Consider the following 16,146-nt stretch of genomic DNA (forward strand, 5'->3'; position numbering starts at 1 on the left):
GCCGCCGCCGAGCGGGGTGAGCGCACGCTCGTCGTCACCGTGATGAACCCTCAGGCGGGCGGTGGTTTCGCCGTGTACGAGGAGGCGCGCGAACTGCTCGACTGGGGGTTCGACGCGGCGGGGCGGGTGGATCCGGTGGGGTCGCTGGACGCGCTGCGGGCCAGACCGCGGCCGGGGCCCGAGGCGGTGCCCGCGGCCGCCACGGTCGCGGTGGCCCGGGACAGCGGCTCGGGCCTGCCGGAGACATGGGCGATCGCAGGGGCCGCCGGGCTCGGCGCGCTCGCCGTCGCGTTCGTCCTGCGGGCCAGGGCCGGACGGGCGCCGCGGGGCTGACCGGTCGGCAGCCACAGCAGCAGGCCGAGCGTGATCCAGGTGTACGTGTTGGATCCGAGGAAGCCGTCGACGCCGGACGCGTCGTCGAACCAGAGCCACACCACGCTGGTGCACAGCACCGCGTACAGGGCACCCGCCACGCGCGGGTGCCCGGCGCGGACCAGCACGGCGAAGGCCGGGAGCAGCCACACCAGGTGATGCACCCAGGTGATCGGGCTGACCAGACAGGCGGTCAGTCCTGTGAGCGCGAACGCCGCCGGCCAGTCACCGGCAGTGGCCGCCCGGCGGGCCCGGACCGCCCAGACGCCCAGGACCAGCAGGGCCGCCACGGCCCACACGGCCCGGTCCGGCTCGCCCAACCGGGCCAGGATCCCTTGCAGCGACTGGTTGGAGACGTAGTCCAGGCGTCCCACCCTGGTCGTGTCCCACATCGCCTCCGTCCAGTAGATACGCGAGGCCTGCGGGGCCACCCCGGCCGCGAGCGCGGTCGCACCGACGGCCACCGCGGTCGCGACGGCGGCCGCCCGTCTGCGCCCGGCGAGCAGCAGCAGGACGATGAACAGGGCGGGCGTGAGCTTGATCGCGGCCGCCACGCCGATGCCCCAACCCGCCCGCCGCTCCCGTCCCGTGGCAAGCAGCCAGCCGTCGCACAGCACCAGGGCCAGCAGCACGAGGTTGACCTGGCCGAAGCTGAACGTGTCCCGCAGCGGCTCGAACAGCGCGAGCGCGCAGGCGCCCAGCGCACAGCCGTACCACCCGTGACGCCGCCAGGACCGCCCGGCCAGCAGACGCGCGATCACCGCGAGGGCGGCCAGGTTGAGCAGCATCGAGCCGGCGATCGCGACGGGCAGTGGCATCAGCGCCATCGGCAGCATGACGACCGCGGCGAAGGGCGGATAGGTGAAGCCGTACGTCGTGCCCGGCACCAGGTAGTCGTAGATCCGTCCGTCGTGGTGGACCCAGGTGTCGATCGTGCCGTAGTAGACGCGCAGGTCGAACCAGTCGCGCAGCAGCGGCACGGTCGCGGTGAAGACGGTGACCGCCGTGGCGAGGGCGAGGACCAGCGGCAGTCGGCCGCGGTCGGTGCGGGGCCGGTTCATACCGTACGGCCCGATGCCGGTGCGGGTGCCTGGGCCGCTTGGCGGGCCTGCCACAGGACGACGACGGCCAGTGCCCCGCCGGAGACCGCCAGGACCAGCTGAGCGGTGTCGACGGGGCCACCGCTGGGCAGGGTGGCGAGCGCGAGGACACCCGTCACGGCCGCCACCCGGTGCCGTACCGAGGTGGTGGGCGCCGCGGCCGCGATGAGGAACAGTCCCCACAGGGCGTACCAGGGCCGGATCGCCGGGCCGAACGCGGCGACCGCGGCGAGGCTCAGCCCCAGCGCGTACACCGGGCGGGGTCGCAGCCGCCACCAGATGGCCACCACCAGGACCGAGGTGAGGGCGAGTCCGAGCAGATGCCAGGCGGGCACGGCCAGCGGTGCCAGATCGCTGCCGAGCCGTTCCAGCAGGGCTCCGGTGGCCCGGCCGAGGAGGCTGGTGAGGGCCCAGTTCTGCGGTGAGACGGGGGTGTCGAGGGCGCCTGTCCAGCCGTATCCCGTCCCCGCGACGGCGGTCGCGGCGACCGTGGTGGCCCCGGCCGCGAGGGCTGTCGTCAGCACCGCCTTGGCGGGGCGGTGCCCGGCGCGGATCTGGAGGAGGACGACCGCGGCGAGTCCGAGCGCGGCGGGCGCCTTGACGAGTGCGGCGAGCGTGACGAGCACGGCGCCCAGGACCGGCCACCGTCCCAGCGCCGCGACCAGACCGGCGCCGAGCAGCCCGAGCATGATGGCGTCGTTGTGGGCACCGGCGACCAGGTGCAGCAGGACGAGCGGGTTGAGGACGCCGAGCCAGAGCGCGGCGGCCGGGTCGGCGCCGCTGTGCCGGGCCAGCCGGGGCAGTGCGGCCGCCATCAGGGCCACCCCGAACAGTGCCACGAGCCGCATCCCGAACAGACCGGCGGGCAGCTCGCCGCGGGTCAGTCCGGCCAGCGCGGAGGCCAGGGCGAGGAAGACCGGGCCGTACGGGGCCGCCGTGTGCTGCCACAGCGGGGCCACCTCGTCGGCGAGCGGACCGCCGAGCTGGGCGGGGCCATGCGTGTAGACGTCCATGTGGGCGTCGACCATGGCGCCCTGGGCGAGGTAGCTGTAGACGTCCCGGCTGAAGAGCGGCGGGGCGAGCAGGAGCGGGGCCGCCCAGATCGCGAGGACGAGGAACAGGGCGCGCGGGGTGGGCGGTTCGGCGCCGCGGACGAGACGGCCCAGCAGGAGCCAGGCAGCTATCAGCAGGACGACGCCGAAGTAGACCCCGATCAGGCCCAGCGCGGCACGGACGCTCGCGGGGGCCAGCAGCTCCCGTACGGGCAGGGCGCCGGCCGTGTCACCGCCCAGCGCTAGGAAGGCGGTGCCGGCCAGGCCGAGAACCTGACAGCGGCGGAGATCGACGGGGAAAGCCATGGCCAACACTCGGGAAGCGTCGCAACGCCGGGTGGCCGGGAATTGACGAACCGCACTCGGTGCAGCGGCCTTCGTGTGACCGCCGTGTGATCAGAACACCGACAGTCCCGTCAGCGTCGTGAACCGGTCCAGGGCCGCCACTCCCGCCACCGAGTTGCCCCGCTCGTCCAGCCCCGGGCCCCACACACTCAGCGCGCACCGACCCGGCACGACGGCAATGATCCCGCCGCCCACACCGCTCTTGCCCGGCAGCCCGACCCGGTAGGCGAAGTCCCCGGCCGCGTCGTACGTCCCACAGGTCAGCATCACCGCGTTGACCTGCTTGGCCTGGCTGCGGGTGAGCAGTCGGCTGCCGTCGGCGCGGATCCCGTGCCGGGCCAGAAAGGTGGTGGCCAGGGCCAGGTCGGCGCAGGACGCCAGCAGGGAGCACTGCCGGAAGTACTGGTCGAGCAGGACGGGGACCGGGTTGTCGATGTTGCCGTACGACGCCATGAAGTGGGCGAGGGCGGCGTTGCGGTCGCCGTGGGCGGACTCGGAGGCGGCGACCTCCTTGTCGAAGTCCAGGCTCGGGTTGCCGCTCTCGGCGCGCAGGAACGACAGGAGTTCGCCGGCCGCGTCTCCGGTACGGGTCTGGAGACGGTCGGTGACGACGAGCGCGCCCGCGTTGATGAACGGGTTGCGCGGGATGCCGTTCTCGTACTCCAGCTGGACCAGGGAGTTGAAGGGGTTGCCGGAGGGCTCGCGGCCCACGTGCTCCCAGAGCGCGTCGCCCTCGCGGGCCAGATCGAGGGCGAGGGTGAAGACCTTGGTGATGGACTGGGTGGAGAACGGCTGCCGCCAGTCCCCCACGCCGTAGACCGTGCCGTCCAGCTCCGCGACGGCCATGCCGAAGCGGCGTGGGTCGCAGGCGGCGAGCGCCGGGATGTAGTCGGCGGGCCGGCCGCGCCCGGGCGTGCGCTCGATCTCCTCGGCGATGCGTGCCAGGACCGGCTCGAAGGTCATGGACGAAGTCATGATCACCATTGTGCCTCCGCTGGTGCCTCCGCGCCGGTCCGGCGCCCGTCCTCAGGTCAGGCCGACAGCTGTCCGGTGCCCGCGACGACCTCGGGCCGCAGCAGGTCGGCGAGGGTCTCGGCGGGCAACAGGCCCTTCTCCAGCACGAGTTCGGCCACCCCACGCCCGGTGGCGAGGGCCTCCTTGGCGATGTCGGTGGCGGCCGTGTACCCGATGTGCGGGTTCAGGGCGGTGACCAGGCCGATGGAGTTCTCCACGGTGGCGCGCAGTACCTCGGTGTTGGCGGTGATGCCGTCCACGCAGCGCTCGGCGAGGGTGAGGCAGGCGGCGCGCAGATGGGTGAGGGACTCCGACAGGGAGTGCAGGATGATCGGCTCGAACGCGTTGAGCTGGAGCTGTCCCGCCTCCGCGGCCATGGTGATGGCGACGTCGTTCCCGATGACCTCGAACGCGACCTGGTTGACCACTTCGGGGATCACCGGGTTGACCTTGCCGGGCATGATCGACGAACCGGCCTGCACCGGCGGCAGGTTGATCTCGCCGAGGCCCGCGCGCGGACCGGAGGACAGCAGCCGCAGATCGTTGCAGCTCTTGGAGAGCTTGACCGCGACCCGCTTGAGCACGCCGGACATCTGGACGAACGCCCCGCAGTCCTGCGTCGCCTCGACCAGGTTGGCGGCGGTGACCAGCGGCAGCCCGGTGATCTCGGCGAGATGCCGACGGGCCGACTCGGCGTAACCGGCGGGCGCGTTGAGCCCCGTACCGATGGCCGTGGCGCCGAGGTTGATCTCGTGGATCAACCGCACGGCCTCGTCGAGCCGAAGACGGTCCTCGTCGATCATGACGGCGAACGCGGAGAACTCCTGGCCGAGCGTCATCGGCACCGCGTCCTGCAACTGCGTACGGCCCATCTTGAGCACATCTCGGAACTCGACGGCCTTGCGGGCGAACGAGTCCTGCAACACGGCCATCGCCTCGAGCAGCCCGCGCACCGCGAAGACCGTCGCCACCTTGACGGCGGTCGGGTAGACGTCGTTGGTCGACTGCCCCAGGTTGACGTCCTCGTTGGGGTGCAGGTGCTGGTACTGCCCCTTCTCGAACCCCAGCAGCTCCAACGCCCGGTTCGCGACGACCTCGTTGGCGTTCATGTTGGTCGAGGTACCGGCTCCGCCCTGGATCACATCCACGACGAACTGCTCGTGCAGCTTGCCCTCCCGGATCTCCCGACAGGCCTCGACGATCGCGGCGGCCTTCCGCGGCTCCAGCAGCCCCAGCTCCTCGTTGGCGAGAGCGGCGGCCTCCTTGACGGCGGCCAGCGCGTCGATGAGATGCGGATAGGCGGAGATGGGCGTACCGGTGATGGGAAAGTTCTCGACGGCCCGCAGGGTGTGAACACCCCAGTAGGCATCGACGGGAACATCACGGTCGCCGAGCAGATCGTGTTCACGGCGGCTGACTGCGGCGGTCATGGGAGTAAGGGTCCTCTTTCTGAAGGGGCTCGGTGTGAGCGCCCCTTTAGGGGCGCGGGGAACTGCGCGACCAGCCACGAACGGCCCGCGGTCGCCAATCTCGAAATCCGGCACATCCTTAGGCGCAGGCCGGCACGACAACCGGCTCCAACGAACGAACGGGCCGCACACACCCGACCTCTCGCCCGCCGCCCAGCAGGGCTTCCCCCTGGAACTCGCCCAGAACCGCAGGATCAACCCCGGCCCAAGCCAACGCCGCAGCAGCAACAGGCACCCGCGCCCGATTGGCCCCGTCAGCGATCTTCACAGCAACAGAACGCCCGTCAGGCAGCGCAGCGACCTGCACACCCTCGAACCCGTCCTTGGCAAGAAGCCCCGGTACAGCGGCCATCAACGCGGCCACATCCCGCCCCGCCCCGGACGCCATCTCCGGATGCGACCGCATCGCATCGGCCACCCGCGCCTCCGGCGTCCCCGGCACCGCGGAGGTGATCCGCGCGGCGGCCCGCGCCAGCCCGTGCAGGGAGATGGAGAACAGCGGCGCCCCACACCCGTCGACCGTCACCTGGGCGATCCGCTGCCCCGTGAGGTCCTCGACGATCTCGGCGATCGCCTGCTGGAGCGGGTGCGCGGGGTCGAGATAGCCCTCGAGAGGCCAGTCGTTGAGCACGCACGTGTACAGCATCGCCGCGTGCTTGCCGGAGCAGTTCTGGGCGAGCCGCGAGGGCAGCCGGCCCTCCCGCACCCATCCGTCCCGCACGACCGGGTCGAACGGCATGTCCGGCACATTGCGCAGCGCGTCCTCGCCGACCCCCGCGAGCTCCAGGATCCGCCGGGTACCGGCGAGATGGCGCTCCTCGCCGGAGTGGCTGGCCGCGGTGAGCGAGAGCAGCTCGCCGTCGAGCGGGAGCCCGGCGCGGACCATGGCGACGGCCTGCACCGGCTTGAGCGCCGACCGCGGGTAGAACGCCGCCTCGATGTCGCCGAGCTGGAACTGCACCTGCCCGTCCGCGCCGAGGACGACGACGGAACCGTAGTGGATGCCCTCCACGACCCCGCCGCGTATCAGGTGGGCGACGGGGGCGTGGAGGGGCTCGCGGATCATGGGTGGGGCCGCGACGGAACTGCTGTACATCACTTCCTACTTCGCAAGGAGCGTCACGCGGGTCACGCGCCGACGCCGGTGGTGGACTGGCGGGCGATCCGGCCGCGGATGGCGTACCAGCCGCCGACCAGCGCACCGACGATCAGGGGCAGGCACAGCACGGTGGTGCGTCCGGCGCCGCCGTCGGCGTACATGAGGACCAGGACGGAGGCGAGGAAGGCCAGCGTCACGAGTTCGGTCCAGGGGGATCCCGGCAGTCGGTAGCCGGGGCGGGTCAGTTCGCCCTTCTGGGTCTTCTGCCAGAAGAGCAGGTGACAGAGCATGATCATGCCCCAGGTGGACAGGATGCCGATCGCGGCGAAGTTGAGCACGATCTCGAACGCGTCGGCGGGGACCACGAAGTTGAGGCCGACGCCGAGGACGCAGATGCCGCTGGTGAGCAGGATGCCGCCGTAGGGGACCTGGCTGCGGCTCATCACTCCGGTGAACTTGGGCGCGGAGCCGGACTTGGCCATGGAGCGCAGGATGCGGCCGGTGGAGTAGAGGCCGGAGTTGAGCGAGGACATGGCCGCGGTGAGGACGACGAGGTTCATCACGCCGCCGGCCGCGGGGATGCCGATGTTGGAGAGCACGGTCACGAAGGGGCTCTCGCCCGACTTGTACGCCGACCAGGGCAGCAGCATCGAGAGCAGGACGACCGAGCCGACGTAGAAGAGGCCGACGCGCCACATGATCGAGTTGATCGCCTTCGGCATGATCTTCTCGGGGTTCTCGGTCTCGCCGGCGGCGACGCCGACGAGTTCGACGGAGGCGTAGGCGAAGACGACACCCTGGATGATCAGGAGCATGGGCAGCAGGCCGTTGGGGAAGACGCCGCCGTTGTCGGTGATCAGTGCCGGGCCGGGGGTGGTGTCGCCGACCTCGTGCTGGGTGACCAGCAGGAAGATGCCGATCAGCATGAAGGTCACCAGCGCGCCGACCTTGATGATGGCGAACCAGAACTCCAGCTCGCCGAACATCTTCACCGAGACCAGGTTGACGGTGAGGACCACGGCGAGCGCGATGAGCGCGATCACCCACTGCGGGATGTCGGAGAACATGCCCCAGTAGTGGGTGTAGACGGCCACCGCGGTGATGTCGGCGATGCCGGTGGTGGCCCAGTTCAGGAAGTACATCCAGCCCGCGACGTACGCGCCCTTCTCGCCCATGAACTCACGGGCGTACGACACGAAGGCGCCGGAGGAGGGGCGGTACAGGACGAGTTCGCCGAGGGCGCGGACCACGAGGAAGGCGAAGATGCCGCAGACCGCGTAGGCGATGAAGAGGGAGGGGCCGGCGTCGGCGAGGCGGCCGCCGGCGCCGAGGAAGAGGCCGGTGCCGATGGCGCCGCCGATGGCGATCATGTTGACGTGCCGGGACTTCAGCGACTTGCTGTAGCCCTCGTCTCCGGCGTCGACATGGCCGGAACGTTTCTGCACGCCTTCGTGCAGGCTCTGCTCGCTCAAGGCTGGGGTTCGCCTTCCGTGGGGGTGTCCGTGCCCGTGCCCGGGGAACGCACGATGTCGGTGAGGGTGGTCTCGACGCGGTCGAGGTGGTGGGACATGGCCTCCACCGCGTCGAGTTCGGAACCGTCGATCAGCGCCTCGACGATCGCCCGGTGCTCCCGGTTGGACTGCTCGCGGCGTCCACCGAGCTCGTTGAGGAAGGCCGACTGACGCGCCAGTGCGTCACGGATCTCCTCGATCACCCGGCGGAAGACCGGGTTCTGGGCGGCCTCGGCCACGGCCAGATGGAACAGGGTGTCCATCGCGACCCACGCGGTGGTGTCCGTCTCCCGCTCCATGCGGTCCAGGAGATGGGCCAGGTGGTCGAGGTTCTCCGGGGTGCGGCGCAGGGCCGCGTACCCGGCGACGGGGATCTCGACGTGGCGGCGGACTTCCAGCAGGTCGCTGGCCGCGTAGTCGCCGAAGGTCGGGTCCTCGACCGCGTCGGCGATCACGAAGGTGCCCTTGCCGGTCTTGGAGACGGTCAGGCCCATGGTCTGCAACGCCCTGAGGGCTTCGCGCAGGACGGGCCGGCTGACCTCCAGGGTGCGGCAGAGCTCGGCCTCGGAGGGGAGCTTGTCGCCGATGGCGTACTCCCCGCGCTCGATGGCGGCACGCAGATACGCCAGCACCGCTTCCATGGCACTGACGCGCCGCGGGGGCTGTCCGGCTGTCCGGCTGTCTGACAGGTTCACGGGAGAGATACTCCGGGCGGCGGGAGGGTGCTGTCAAGGCGTGTGAATGAGGATTTTCACGGGGTGCGAGCGGTGAAAGCCGTCTCACACCCCGCTCCCCGGCCGTCAGCCGCTCAGTACGCCCGCGCCCAGCAGGCCGAACAGCAGCAGACCGACGACGATCCGGTAGACGACGAAGGCGTTGAAGGAGTGCTTGGCCACGAACTTCAGCAGCCAGGCGATGGAGCCGTAGGCGACCACGAAGGAGACGGCCGTGCCGACGGCGAGCGGGGCCGCGCCCGCGCCGGTGCCCAGCGCGTCCTTGAGCTCGTAGATGCCGGCGCCGGTCAGGGCGGGGATGCCGAGGAAGAAGGACAGCCTGGTGGCGGCGACGCGGTCCAGGTCGAGCATGAGGGCGGTGGACATGGTGGCGCCGGAGCGGGAGAAGCCGGGGAAGAGCAGGGCGAGGATCTGGGAGCTGCCGACGAGCATCGCGTCCTTGAACGAGGTGTCGTCCTCCCCGCGCTTGTGCCGCCCCATCTGGTCGGCCGCCCACATCACACCGCTGCCGACGATCAGGGAGCCTGCGACCACCCACAGCGAGGCGAGCGGGCCCTGGATGAGCGGCTTGGCGGCGAGGCCCACGACGACGATCGGGACGGTCGCGTAGATGACCCACCACGCGAACTTGTAGTCGTGGTGGTACCGCTCCTCCTTGTTCCGCAGCCCGCGGCCCCACGCGGAGACGATCCGCACGATGTCCTTGAAGAAGTACACGAGCACGGCGGCGATCGCGCCGACCTGGATGACGGCCGAGAAGCCGACCACGGCGTCGTCGTCGACGGGGATGTTCATGAGCCCCTCGGCGATCTTCAGATGGCCGGTGGAGGAGACGGGCAGGAACTCGGTCACCCCCTCGACGGCTCCGAGGACGACGGCCTGACCGACGCTGATGGCGCTCATGGGTTCCAGTTCTTCTACGGGGAGGGCGGGTGCGGCGGGGACAGTCTTACTACACGCGGATGTGCCCCGAACCCCTACGCCCAGACGGCCTGGGCGAGTTCCGCCCCCGCGAACGCCGCCCCGAGCCCGGCGACCAGGCTGCCGCCCACGTTGAGGAGCGCGTACAGCCCCGCGCCGGTCTCGGCGAGCCGCAGGGTCTCGTACGAGAAGGTCGAGTACGTGGTCAGGGCACCGCACAGGCCGGTGCCCAGCAGGAGCTGGACGTGCGGGGAGACGGCGGCGCCCGTGAGCAGGCCGAGGACGAGACAGCCGGTGACGTTGACCGCGAAGGTGCCCCAGGGGAAGACCGAGTCGTGCCGGGACTGGATGGCGCGGTCGGTGAGATACCGGAGCGGGGCACCGACCATGGCGCCCGCTACGACGAGCAGCCAGTTCACAACGAGCTCTTACCCTTCGAGTCCGGTTCGTCCGGGTTGTCCACGCCATCGCGGCCGGCGTACCGGATGACCTCGCAGTCGTCGAGGATCACCAGTCCCTCGGTGACTAGCTCGTCGAGCTGGGGCAGGAAGGCCCGGACGCGCTCCTCGGTGTCGACGACGACGATCGCGACCGGCAGGTCCTCGCTGAGGGACAGCAGCCGTGAGGTGTGGATCCGGGAGGAGGCGCCGAAGCCCTCGACCCCCCGGAAGACGCTGGCTCCCGCGAGGCCCGCCGCGTGGGCGCGGTGCACGATCTCGCTGTAGAGGGGCTTGTGGTGCCAGGTGTCGTGCTCGCCGACGAACACGGTCACCCGCAGGGCGTGGCCGGTCAGCCTCGTCATGACTGCCTCCGCTTCAGGACGCGCCGGGTCGCGGTCGCCGCGAGCCACACCGCCGTGAGGGCCGCGAGGAGAGTCGCGGCGAGGTAGGCCAGGCCCGTACCCGGGTGGCCGGAGTCGGCCAGTTTCCGGATGTCGACGGCGTACGTGGAGAAGGTGGTGAAGCCGCCGAGGACGCCGGTGCCGAAGAAGGGACGGACCAGGCGGTGGGCGGCCCACACGTCGGTGATGAGCACCATGAACACGCCGATGACCGCACAGCCGACGACATTGGTCCAGAACGTCGCCCAGGGGAAGCCGCCGGGATGGACGGGCCACCACAGGGACAGCGCGTACCGTGCCGTGGCCCCGAGGGCTCCGCCGAGCGCCACCACCGCGACGACAGGCGCCTGGCCGCGCGCGACGGGCTGCCTGGGGGTGCGGAGGCGTTCGGCCTCCGGAGCTGTCATGGTCGTACGTCTCCTGCCTGGACGGCCCCGATCAGGGCCGGTCATCAGGCTAACGCGGGACTCCCTTGCCGGCGGGCGGCTCGCACAGGGCCACGCCCCGCTCCCACAGACTGCCCAGGACCAGATGGCCGGCGGCCTCGCAGACGCTGGTGACCATGCGGAAGCCGGAGTGGCGGCGGGTGAGGTGGTGGACGGTCTCGCCGTGGTCGTCGACGGCGAGGACGCCGATCGTGCCGGTGGGCCGGAACGGGGCGCGCACGGCCAGCCGGGCGGCGGTGCGGCGGGCGGCCGGTGCGGCGCGGTGCAGGAGGTCCAGCGGGGGGACGCGGGGGCCGGCCAGGGAGACCCAGATCGGTCCGTCGGGACCGCCGCGCCAGATGTTGTCGGGCATGCCGGGGAGGTTTTCGACGAAGGGTTCCGAGCTGCCCGCCTTCGGGCCGGTGAGCCAGTGGCGGGTGAGGCGGTACGCGCCGGTCTCGGCGACGACCAGGAAGGACTCGTCGCCGCTCGGGGCGAGGCCGTTGGCGAACTGGAGCCCCTCCAGGAGGACTTCGGGTGTCTCGCTGCCGGGGGCCAGCCGCAGCAGACGGCCCGTGCCGGTGTGCTCGACGAGGTCGCCGATCCACTGGTCGAGGGGGTAACGGCGGCTGGAGACCGTGAAGTACACGCTGCCGTCGGAGAGGGCGACCGTGTTGCTGCAGAACCGCAGCGGCTCCCCCGCCACCGAGTCGGCGAGGATGCGTACGACACCGGTGGTCAGGTCGACACGCAGCAGACCGAGTTCTGCGTCGCACACCAACAGGGTGTCGTCCGCGAGGAGTTCGAGGCCCAGCGGCCTGCCGCCGGTCTCGGCGAGCACCTCGACGCGGGCCGTGGCCGGGTCGGTGAGACCGTGCAGGCGGAGGATGCGGCCGTCCTCCACGCCGGTGAGCACCCGCCCTCGGCTGTCGGCGACGACGTCCTCGGGGCCACGGCCACCGATCGCGACGTACCTGTGCGGGACCAGCACCTGTGCACGCTCCACGGACATCCGCCCTTCGTCGCCTGAGGGTTTGTCAGGGCCTTACGGCCCTTCTTACCAGCCCTTCTCGAACATGCGCGCCACTTCCGCTATTCGCACCTCGTCACGCCGGTAGTACGTGCGCCGACGAATCCGTTTGGCACGCAACAGGCCGATGTCCGCCAGGAGTTCGAGGTGGATGTCGGCGACCTGGCGGCGCACGCCGAGCTTGGCGGCCACGGCGTCGGCGGTGACGCCGTCCTCGGTCAGATCACCGCGACGCTGCGACGGGAAGTGCGCGGCCGGATCCTTCAGCCATTCCAGTATGTCCAGCCGTCGCTCACTGACGGGAGTCCTCAGCATGCCATCCCCTCCGGTCCGACCTCCTCGTACCGCGTGTTCCCACTGTCCCGCAGTTGAGGCTGTCGTGTACGGACTTCGCACGGCTTGTCCGATTCCGAACGGGCGTGCGAGGAACGCCAGTTCATTTGTGAGGGCCCGGCCGCACACCGCGCGTCCGGGCCCTTGCCTCGCGGGACTACCGGTGGCTGAACCACGCCATCGCCGGCAGCGCCTTGTCGTCGTAGCCGAACAGGGCCTGGTTCTCCCAGCCGTTGCCGGAGGAGGAGTCGGTCGGGTCCCAGCCGTTGCCGGTGACCGCGGTCCAGGTGGACTCCCAGTAGAAGACGCCGAGACCGCGGCCGTTCGGGACGGCCTCCACGATGCTGGCGACGTCGTTCATCCAGCGGGTCTGACCGGCGGTCGTGGCCGGGTAGCCGGAGACCAGCTCGCTGTCGAGGTTGATGATGTTCTCGTGCGAGTCCTCGCTGTCGAGACGGAAGGGGTACGCCGTCTCGGCGACGAACACCGGCTTGCCGTAGCGGGAGGCCGCGTCGTCCAGGGTCGTCTGGAAGTCGGCGAGCGTGCCGTGCCAGTAGCCGTAGTAGGACAGCCCGATGACGTCGAACTTCACACCGCCCGAGACCGCGTTGTCGAACCACCAGCGGGTGCCGGTCAGGTCACCGCCCTTGGCGAGGTGCAGGGCCACCTGCGTGGAGGAGCTGACCGCCTTGACCGCGTCGTAGCCGGAGTTGAGGAGACCGGCGAGCTGCGACCAGTTGGAGGTGGAGCCCACGTTCCACAGCATGCCGCCGTTGATCTCGTTGCCCACCTGGACCATGTCGGCCGTGGTGCCCTGCGCCTTCAGCGCGTTGAGGACGTCGTACGTGTGGTTGTACACATCCGTCTTCAACTGGCTGTAGCTGTGGCCGGTCCACGGGGACGGCACGGTCTGGGCGCCCGGGTCGGCCCAGGTGTCCGAGTAGTGGAAGTCGACCAGCAGCTTCATGCCCTGTGCCTTGATGCGCTTGGCCAGCGCCAGCACCTGCGTCTTGGTGTTGTAGCCGTCCTTCGGGCTCACCCAGACCTTGACGCGCGCGTAGTTCTGTCCGGCGGACTTGAGGATGGCGAGCGCGTCGCCGCTCGTGCCGGAGCTGGTCCTGTAGGTGCCGCCGAGGGCCTCGCTCTTGGCGAGTGAGGAGACGTCGGAGCCCTTGATCGTGGTGCCGCCGGTGCCCGACGCGAAGGTCAGGTCGTCGACGTTGATCCAGTTGCCCGCGTTGGCGTCGCTGTTGATGCTGATCGTGCACTGGTTGTTGGTCACGCTGACCGGCACGACGATCCGGATCCAGCCGCTCGCGGAGACCGGGAGGTCGGTGCGCCGGTCGGTGCCGCCGCAGTTCTTCAGGGCTATGTAGGCGGAGTTCTGGCCGCCTCCGGAACGGACCCAGGCGGTGAGCTTGTAGTTGCCGTTGGTCAGCCCGGACAGGTACTGGTACGTCTCCACCTTGTACGCGGAGGACGCCCAGTGGGTCAGGCGGTAGCTGCCGCCGTGGCCGCCGGACTCGCTGAACGAGGCGGCGGTCGTGCCGTACTCGGACCATCCGGTGGGGGCCGACGAGCCCGCGCCGTCCGATTCGAAGCCGCCGTTGGTGAGCGTGCTGGCCGCCGTGGCGGTCTGCGCGGGCAGGGCGGTGAGGGCGAGCCCCGCGGTGAGCGGGAGGAGCAGGGCGCGCAGGGTGCGTCTGGGATGGAACATCTTCGTCCGTCGTCCCTTCGACAAATGGGTTGGGGGTGTCCTTCGACGGGGATGGCGAAGGAGCCCCTCCACCCGCGGCTCGCGGCTCGCACGGGCGGAGGGGAGTTCGGTGGGGTCCACAGACCCTCGACCAGTGGGCCTGGGTTCAGCCGTCGAGGCGGACGACCCGCACGGCTCCCGCGGGGACCTCCAGGCGGCCGGCAGCACGTTCGCCGGTCAGCAGCTCGGTGCCCGAGGCCTCCAGCGACACCTTGGCGTCCGCGACGGTGTGGTTGACGGCGAAGAGGTACGTGCCCGACTCACCGGTCCGGCGTACGACCTCCACGTCGCGGGGCAGGTCGGCACGCGAGGTGACCTGCGCGTCCTCGATGGCCCAGCCGAGCAGCGCGTCGAGGCCCTCGGCGCCCAGGCGGGTGGAGACGTACCAGGCGGTGCCCTCGCCGAGCCGGTTGCGGGTGACGGCCGGGTGGCCGGCGGTGAGGCCGTCGGCGTAGGTCCACACCGTCTCGGCGCCGCGCGGCACCACGAACTCGGTCCACACGTCGCCGCTGAGCTCGGAACCGTCCGGGCCGGTGATGCGCACGTTCTCGCCCGGGAGCAGCGGCGAGAACTCCTCGATCGTCAGGCCGAGGACGTCGCGCAGCGGGCCGGGGTAGGCGCCCTCGTGCACGGCGTCGTGCTCGTCGACGATGCCGGAGAAGAAGGAGACGACGACGGTGCCGCCGTTCGCCACGTACTCCTTGAGGTTGTTCCCGGCCGCCTCGGTCATCAGGTAGAGGGCGGGCACGACGACAAGGGGATAGCTCGACAAGTCGCTTTCGGGGTGGGCGAAGTCGACGGTGAGGTGCCGGTCGTAGAGCGCCTCGTAGAAGGCGTCGGCACGCTCGCGCGGGTCGTGGTCCTCGCTGGGGCGCCAGGCGAGGTTCTGCGCCCACCAGGAGTGCCAGTCCCACAGGACGGCGACGTCGGCCTGGGTGCGGGTGCCCCGCAGGGTGCTCAACGAGTCGAGGGACGCGCCGAGTTCGACGACCTCGCGCCACACGCGCGTGTCGGTGCCGCCGTGCGGGAGCATCGCCGAGTGGAACTTCTCGGCGCCGCGCCGGGACTGCCGCCACTGGAAGAACATGGCGCCCTCGGAGCCCCGGGCCACATGGGCGAGGGAGTTGCGGGCCATCTGGCCGGGGGCCTTGGCGGGGTTGCGGGCCTGCCAGTTGACGCCCGAGGTGGAGTGCTCCAGGAGGATCCAGGGCGCTCCCCCGCCGACCGAGCGGGTGAGGTCGGCGGCCATCGCGAGGTTCACGTGGGTGCGGCGGCCGTCGGTGATCAGGTAGTGGTCGTTGGTGACGATGTCGACCTCGCGTCCCCAGGCCCAGTAGTCGACGGAGTCGCACTGGCTGAGGGCGGTCATGAAGTTGGTCGTCACCGGGACACCGGGCGCGAGGCGGTGCAGGATGTCCCGCTCCATCACGAAGTTCTCGCGCATGGTGGCGTCGGCGAAGCGCTTGTAGTCCAGCGCCTGGGCCGGGTTGCCGACCGTGGGCGCGAGGCGCGGCGGGTTGATGTCGTCGAAGTCCGCGTAACGCTGGCCCCAGAACGCCGTGCCCCAGGCCTCGTTGACCGCGTCGACGGTCTCGTACGTCGAGGCCAGCCAGCGGCGGAAGTGGGCCGCGCAGTTGTCGCAGTAGCAGGCGGAGACGGGGACGCCGTACTCGTTGTGGACGTGCCACATCGCCAGCGCGGGGTGGTCGGCGTAGCGCTCGGCGAGCTGTGTGGTGATGTTCGCGGCGGCCGCCCGGTAGTCGGCGTTGCTGTGGCAGATCGCGCCGCGGGAGCCGAACTCGTAGCGCACGCCCTCGGCCGTGACGGGCAGGGCCTCGGGGTGGGCCCGGTAGAACCAGACCGGGGGCACCACGGTGGGGGTGCCGAGGTCGGCGCGGATGCCGTTCTCGTGGAGCAGGTCGAGCAGGCGGTCGAGCCAGCCGAAGTCGTGGACCCCGCGTGAGGGCTCCAGGAGCGCCCAGGAGAAGATTCCGACGCTCACCATGGTGACGCCGGCCTCCCGCATCAGCCGGACGTCCTCGTGCCAGACGCTCTCCGGCCACTGCTCCGGGTTGTAGTCCCCACCGAAGGCGAGCCTGGTGAGGCCCCTGGGGGTGGCTTCCGGCATGGATCTCTCCCGTTGT

The 16,146-nt window shown here is 70.8% G+C and carries 15 protein-coding genes; all 15 read right to left on the reverse strand.

Annotated features, from left to right (window positions below):
• Positions 1-50 precede the first annotated feature (50 nt).
• A complete protein-coding gene (locus ABKA17_RS20110) occupies positions 51-1,433 on the reverse strand; it encodes a glycosyltransferase 87 family protein (RefSeq protein WP_353693481.1) in 1,383 nt (460 codons plus the stop codon).
• A complete protein-coding gene (gene mptB, locus ABKA17_RS20115) occupies positions 1,430-2,830 on the reverse strand; it encodes a polyprenol phosphomannose-dependent alpha 1,6 mannosyltransferase MptB (protein WP_353693482.1) in 1,401 nt (466 codons plus the stop codon). Before mptB ends, ABKA17_RS20110 begins: the two co-directional genes overlap by 4 nt.
• A 90-nt stretch (positions 2,831-2,920) precedes the next feature.
• Positions 2,921-3,853: a glutaminase gene (locus ABKA17_RS20120; RefSeq protein WP_353693483.1), complete on the reverse strand. Its 933-nt coding sequence runs from the start codon at positions 3,851-3,853 to the stop codon at positions 2,921-2,923.
• Positions 3,854-3,900: 47 nt separating this feature from the next.
• Entirely contained in the window at positions 3,901-5,313 is a 1,413-nt protein-coding gene (gene aspA / locus ABKA17_RS20125; RefSeq protein WP_353693484.1) for an aspartate ammonia-lyase, read from the reverse strand.
• Between the two features lie 118 nt (positions 5,314-5,431).
• The gene (locus tag ABKA17_RS20130) at positions 5,432-6,448 is read right to left on the reverse strand and encodes an asparaginase (protein ID WP_353693485.1); all 1,017 of its coding nucleotides are present in this window, start codon (positions 6,446-6,448) and stop codon (positions 5,432-5,434) included.
• A 32-nt stretch (positions 6,449-6,480) separates the two neighbouring features.
• On the reverse strand, positions 6,481-7,923 hold the full coding sequence (locus ABKA17_RS20135; protein ID WP_353693486.1) for an amino acid permease: 1,443 nt from the start codon (positions 7,921-7,923) through the stop codon (positions 6,481-6,483).
• Positions 7,920-8,657 carry a FadR/GntR family transcriptional regulator gene (locus tag ABKA17_RS20140; RefSeq protein ID WP_353693487.1) on the reverse strand — a complete coding sequence of 246 codons (738 nt, stop codon included), beginning with the start codon at positions 8,655-8,657 and terminating at the stop codon, positions 7,920-7,922. The genes ABKA17_RS20135 and ABKA17_RS20140 overlap by 4 nt, the downstream gene beginning before the upstream one ends.
• A gap of 105 nt (positions 8,658-8,762) precedes the next feature.
• Complete coding sequence (locus ABKA17_RS20145) at positions 8,763-9,599, reverse strand: undecaprenyl-diphosphate phosphatase (protein WP_353693488.1); 837 nt, start codon at positions 9,597-9,599, stop codon at positions 8,763-8,765.
• 74 nt (positions 9,600-9,673) lie between these two features.
• Positions 9,674-10,036, reverse strand: coding sequence for a fluoride efflux transporter CrcB (crcB, locus tag ABKA17_RS20150; protein WP_353693489.1), 363 nt, complete (start codon positions 10,034-10,036; stop codon positions 9,674-9,676).
• Complete coding sequence (locus ABKA17_RS20155; RefSeq protein WP_353693490.1) at positions 10,033-10,419, reverse strand: DUF190 domain-containing protein; 387 nt, start codon at positions 10,417-10,419, stop codon at positions 10,033-10,035. The genes crcB (ABKA17_RS20150) and ABKA17_RS20155 overlap by 4 nt, the downstream gene beginning before the upstream one ends.
• A complete protein-coding gene (gene crcB, locus ABKA17_RS20160) occupies positions 10,416-10,865 on the reverse strand; it encodes a fluoride efflux transporter CrcB (RefSeq protein ID WP_353693491.1) in 450 nt (149 codons plus the stop codon). Before crcB (ABKA17_RS20160) ends, ABKA17_RS20155 begins: the two co-directional genes overlap by 4 nt.
• Positions 10,866-10,914: 49 nt before the next feature.
• On the reverse strand, positions 10,915-11,895 hold the full coding sequence (locus ABKA17_RS20165) for an SMP-30/gluconolactonase/LRE family protein (protein ID WP_502994300.1): 981 nt from the start codon (positions 11,893-11,895) through the stop codon (positions 10,915-10,917).
• A gap of 45 nt (positions 11,896-11,940) precedes the next feature.
• Complete coding sequence (locus ABKA17_RS20170; RefSeq protein WP_353693492.1) at positions 11,941-12,228, reverse strand: ArsR family transcriptional regulator; 288 nt, start codon at positions 12,226-12,228, stop codon at positions 11,941-11,943.
• A gap of 175 nt (positions 12,229-12,403) precedes the next feature.
• Positions 12,404-13,963, reverse strand: coding sequence for a glycoside hydrolase family 53 protein (locus ABKA17_RS20175; protein ID WP_353693493.1), 1,560 nt, complete (start codon positions 13,961-13,963; stop codon positions 12,404-12,406).
• A 145-nt stretch (positions 13,964-14,108) separates the two neighbouring features.
• The gene (locus ABKA17_RS20180; RefSeq protein WP_353693494.1) at positions 14,109-16,130 is read right to left on the reverse strand and encodes a beta-galactosidase; all 2,022 of its coding nucleotides are present in this window, start codon (positions 16,128-16,130) and stop codon (positions 14,109-14,111) included.
• Positions 16,131-16,146: the final 16 nt, after the last annotated feature.

Source organism: Streptomyces sp. RG80, from assembly GCF_040446465.1.
Taxonomy (GTDB): domain Bacteria; phylum Actinomycetota; class Actinomycetes; order Streptomycetales; family Streptomycetaceae; genus Streptomyces.

What these genes read in the sequence shown, in the direction of transcription:
- aspA (WP_353693484.1), bottom strand. Translation starts at nt 5,313, where the DNA reads ATGACCGCCGCAGTCAGCCGCCGTGAACACGATCTGCTCGGCGACCGT.
- crcB (WP_353693491.1), bottom strand. Translation starts at nt 10,865, where the DNA reads ATGACAGCTCCGGAGGCCGAACGCCTCCGCACCCCCAGGCAGCCCGTC.
- ABKA17_RS20120 (WP_353693483.1), bottom strand. Translation starts at nt 3,853, where the DNA reads ATGGTGATCATGACTTCGTCCATGACCTTCGAGCCGGTCCTGGCACGC.
- ABKA17_RS20145 (WP_353693488.1), bottom strand. Translation starts at nt 9,599, where the DNA reads ATGAGCGCCATCAGCGTCGGTCAGGCCGTCGTCCTCGGAGCCGTCGAG.
- ABKA17_RS20130 (WP_353693485.1), bottom strand. Translation starts at nt 6,448, where the DNA reads ATGTACAGCAGTTCCGTCGCGGCCCCACCCATGATCCGCGAGCCCCTC.
- ABKA17_RS20155 (WP_353693490.1), bottom strand. Translation starts at nt 10,419, where the DNA reads ATGACGAGGCTGACCGGCCACGCCCTGCGGGTGACCGTGTTCGTCGGC.
- ABKA17_RS20175 (WP_353693493.1), bottom strand. Translation starts at nt 13,963, where the DNA reads ATGTTCCATCCCAGACGCACCCTGCGCGCCCTGCTCCTCCCGCTCACC.
- ABKA17_RS20180 (WP_353693494.1), bottom strand. Translation starts at nt 16,130, where the DNA reads ATGCCGGAAGCCACCCCCAGGGGCCTCACCAGGCTCGCCTTCGGTGGG.
- ABKA17_RS20110 (WP_353693481.1), bottom strand. Translation starts at nt 1,433, where the DNA reads ATGAACCGGCCCCGCACCGACCGCGGCCGACTGCCGCTGGTCCTCGCC.
- ABKA17_RS20170 (WP_353693492.1), bottom strand. Translation starts at nt 12,228, where the DNA reads ATGCTGAGGACTCCCGTCAGTGAGCGACGGCTGGACATACTGGAATGG.
- mptB (WP_353693482.1), bottom strand. Translation starts at nt 2,830, where the DNA reads ATGGCTTTCCCCGTCGATCTCCGCCGCTGTCAGGTTCTCGGCCTGGCC.
- ABKA17_RS20165 (WP_502994300.1), bottom strand. Translation starts at nt 11,895, where the DNA reads ATGTCCGTGGAGCGTGCACAGGTGCTGGTCCCGCACAGGTACGTCGCG.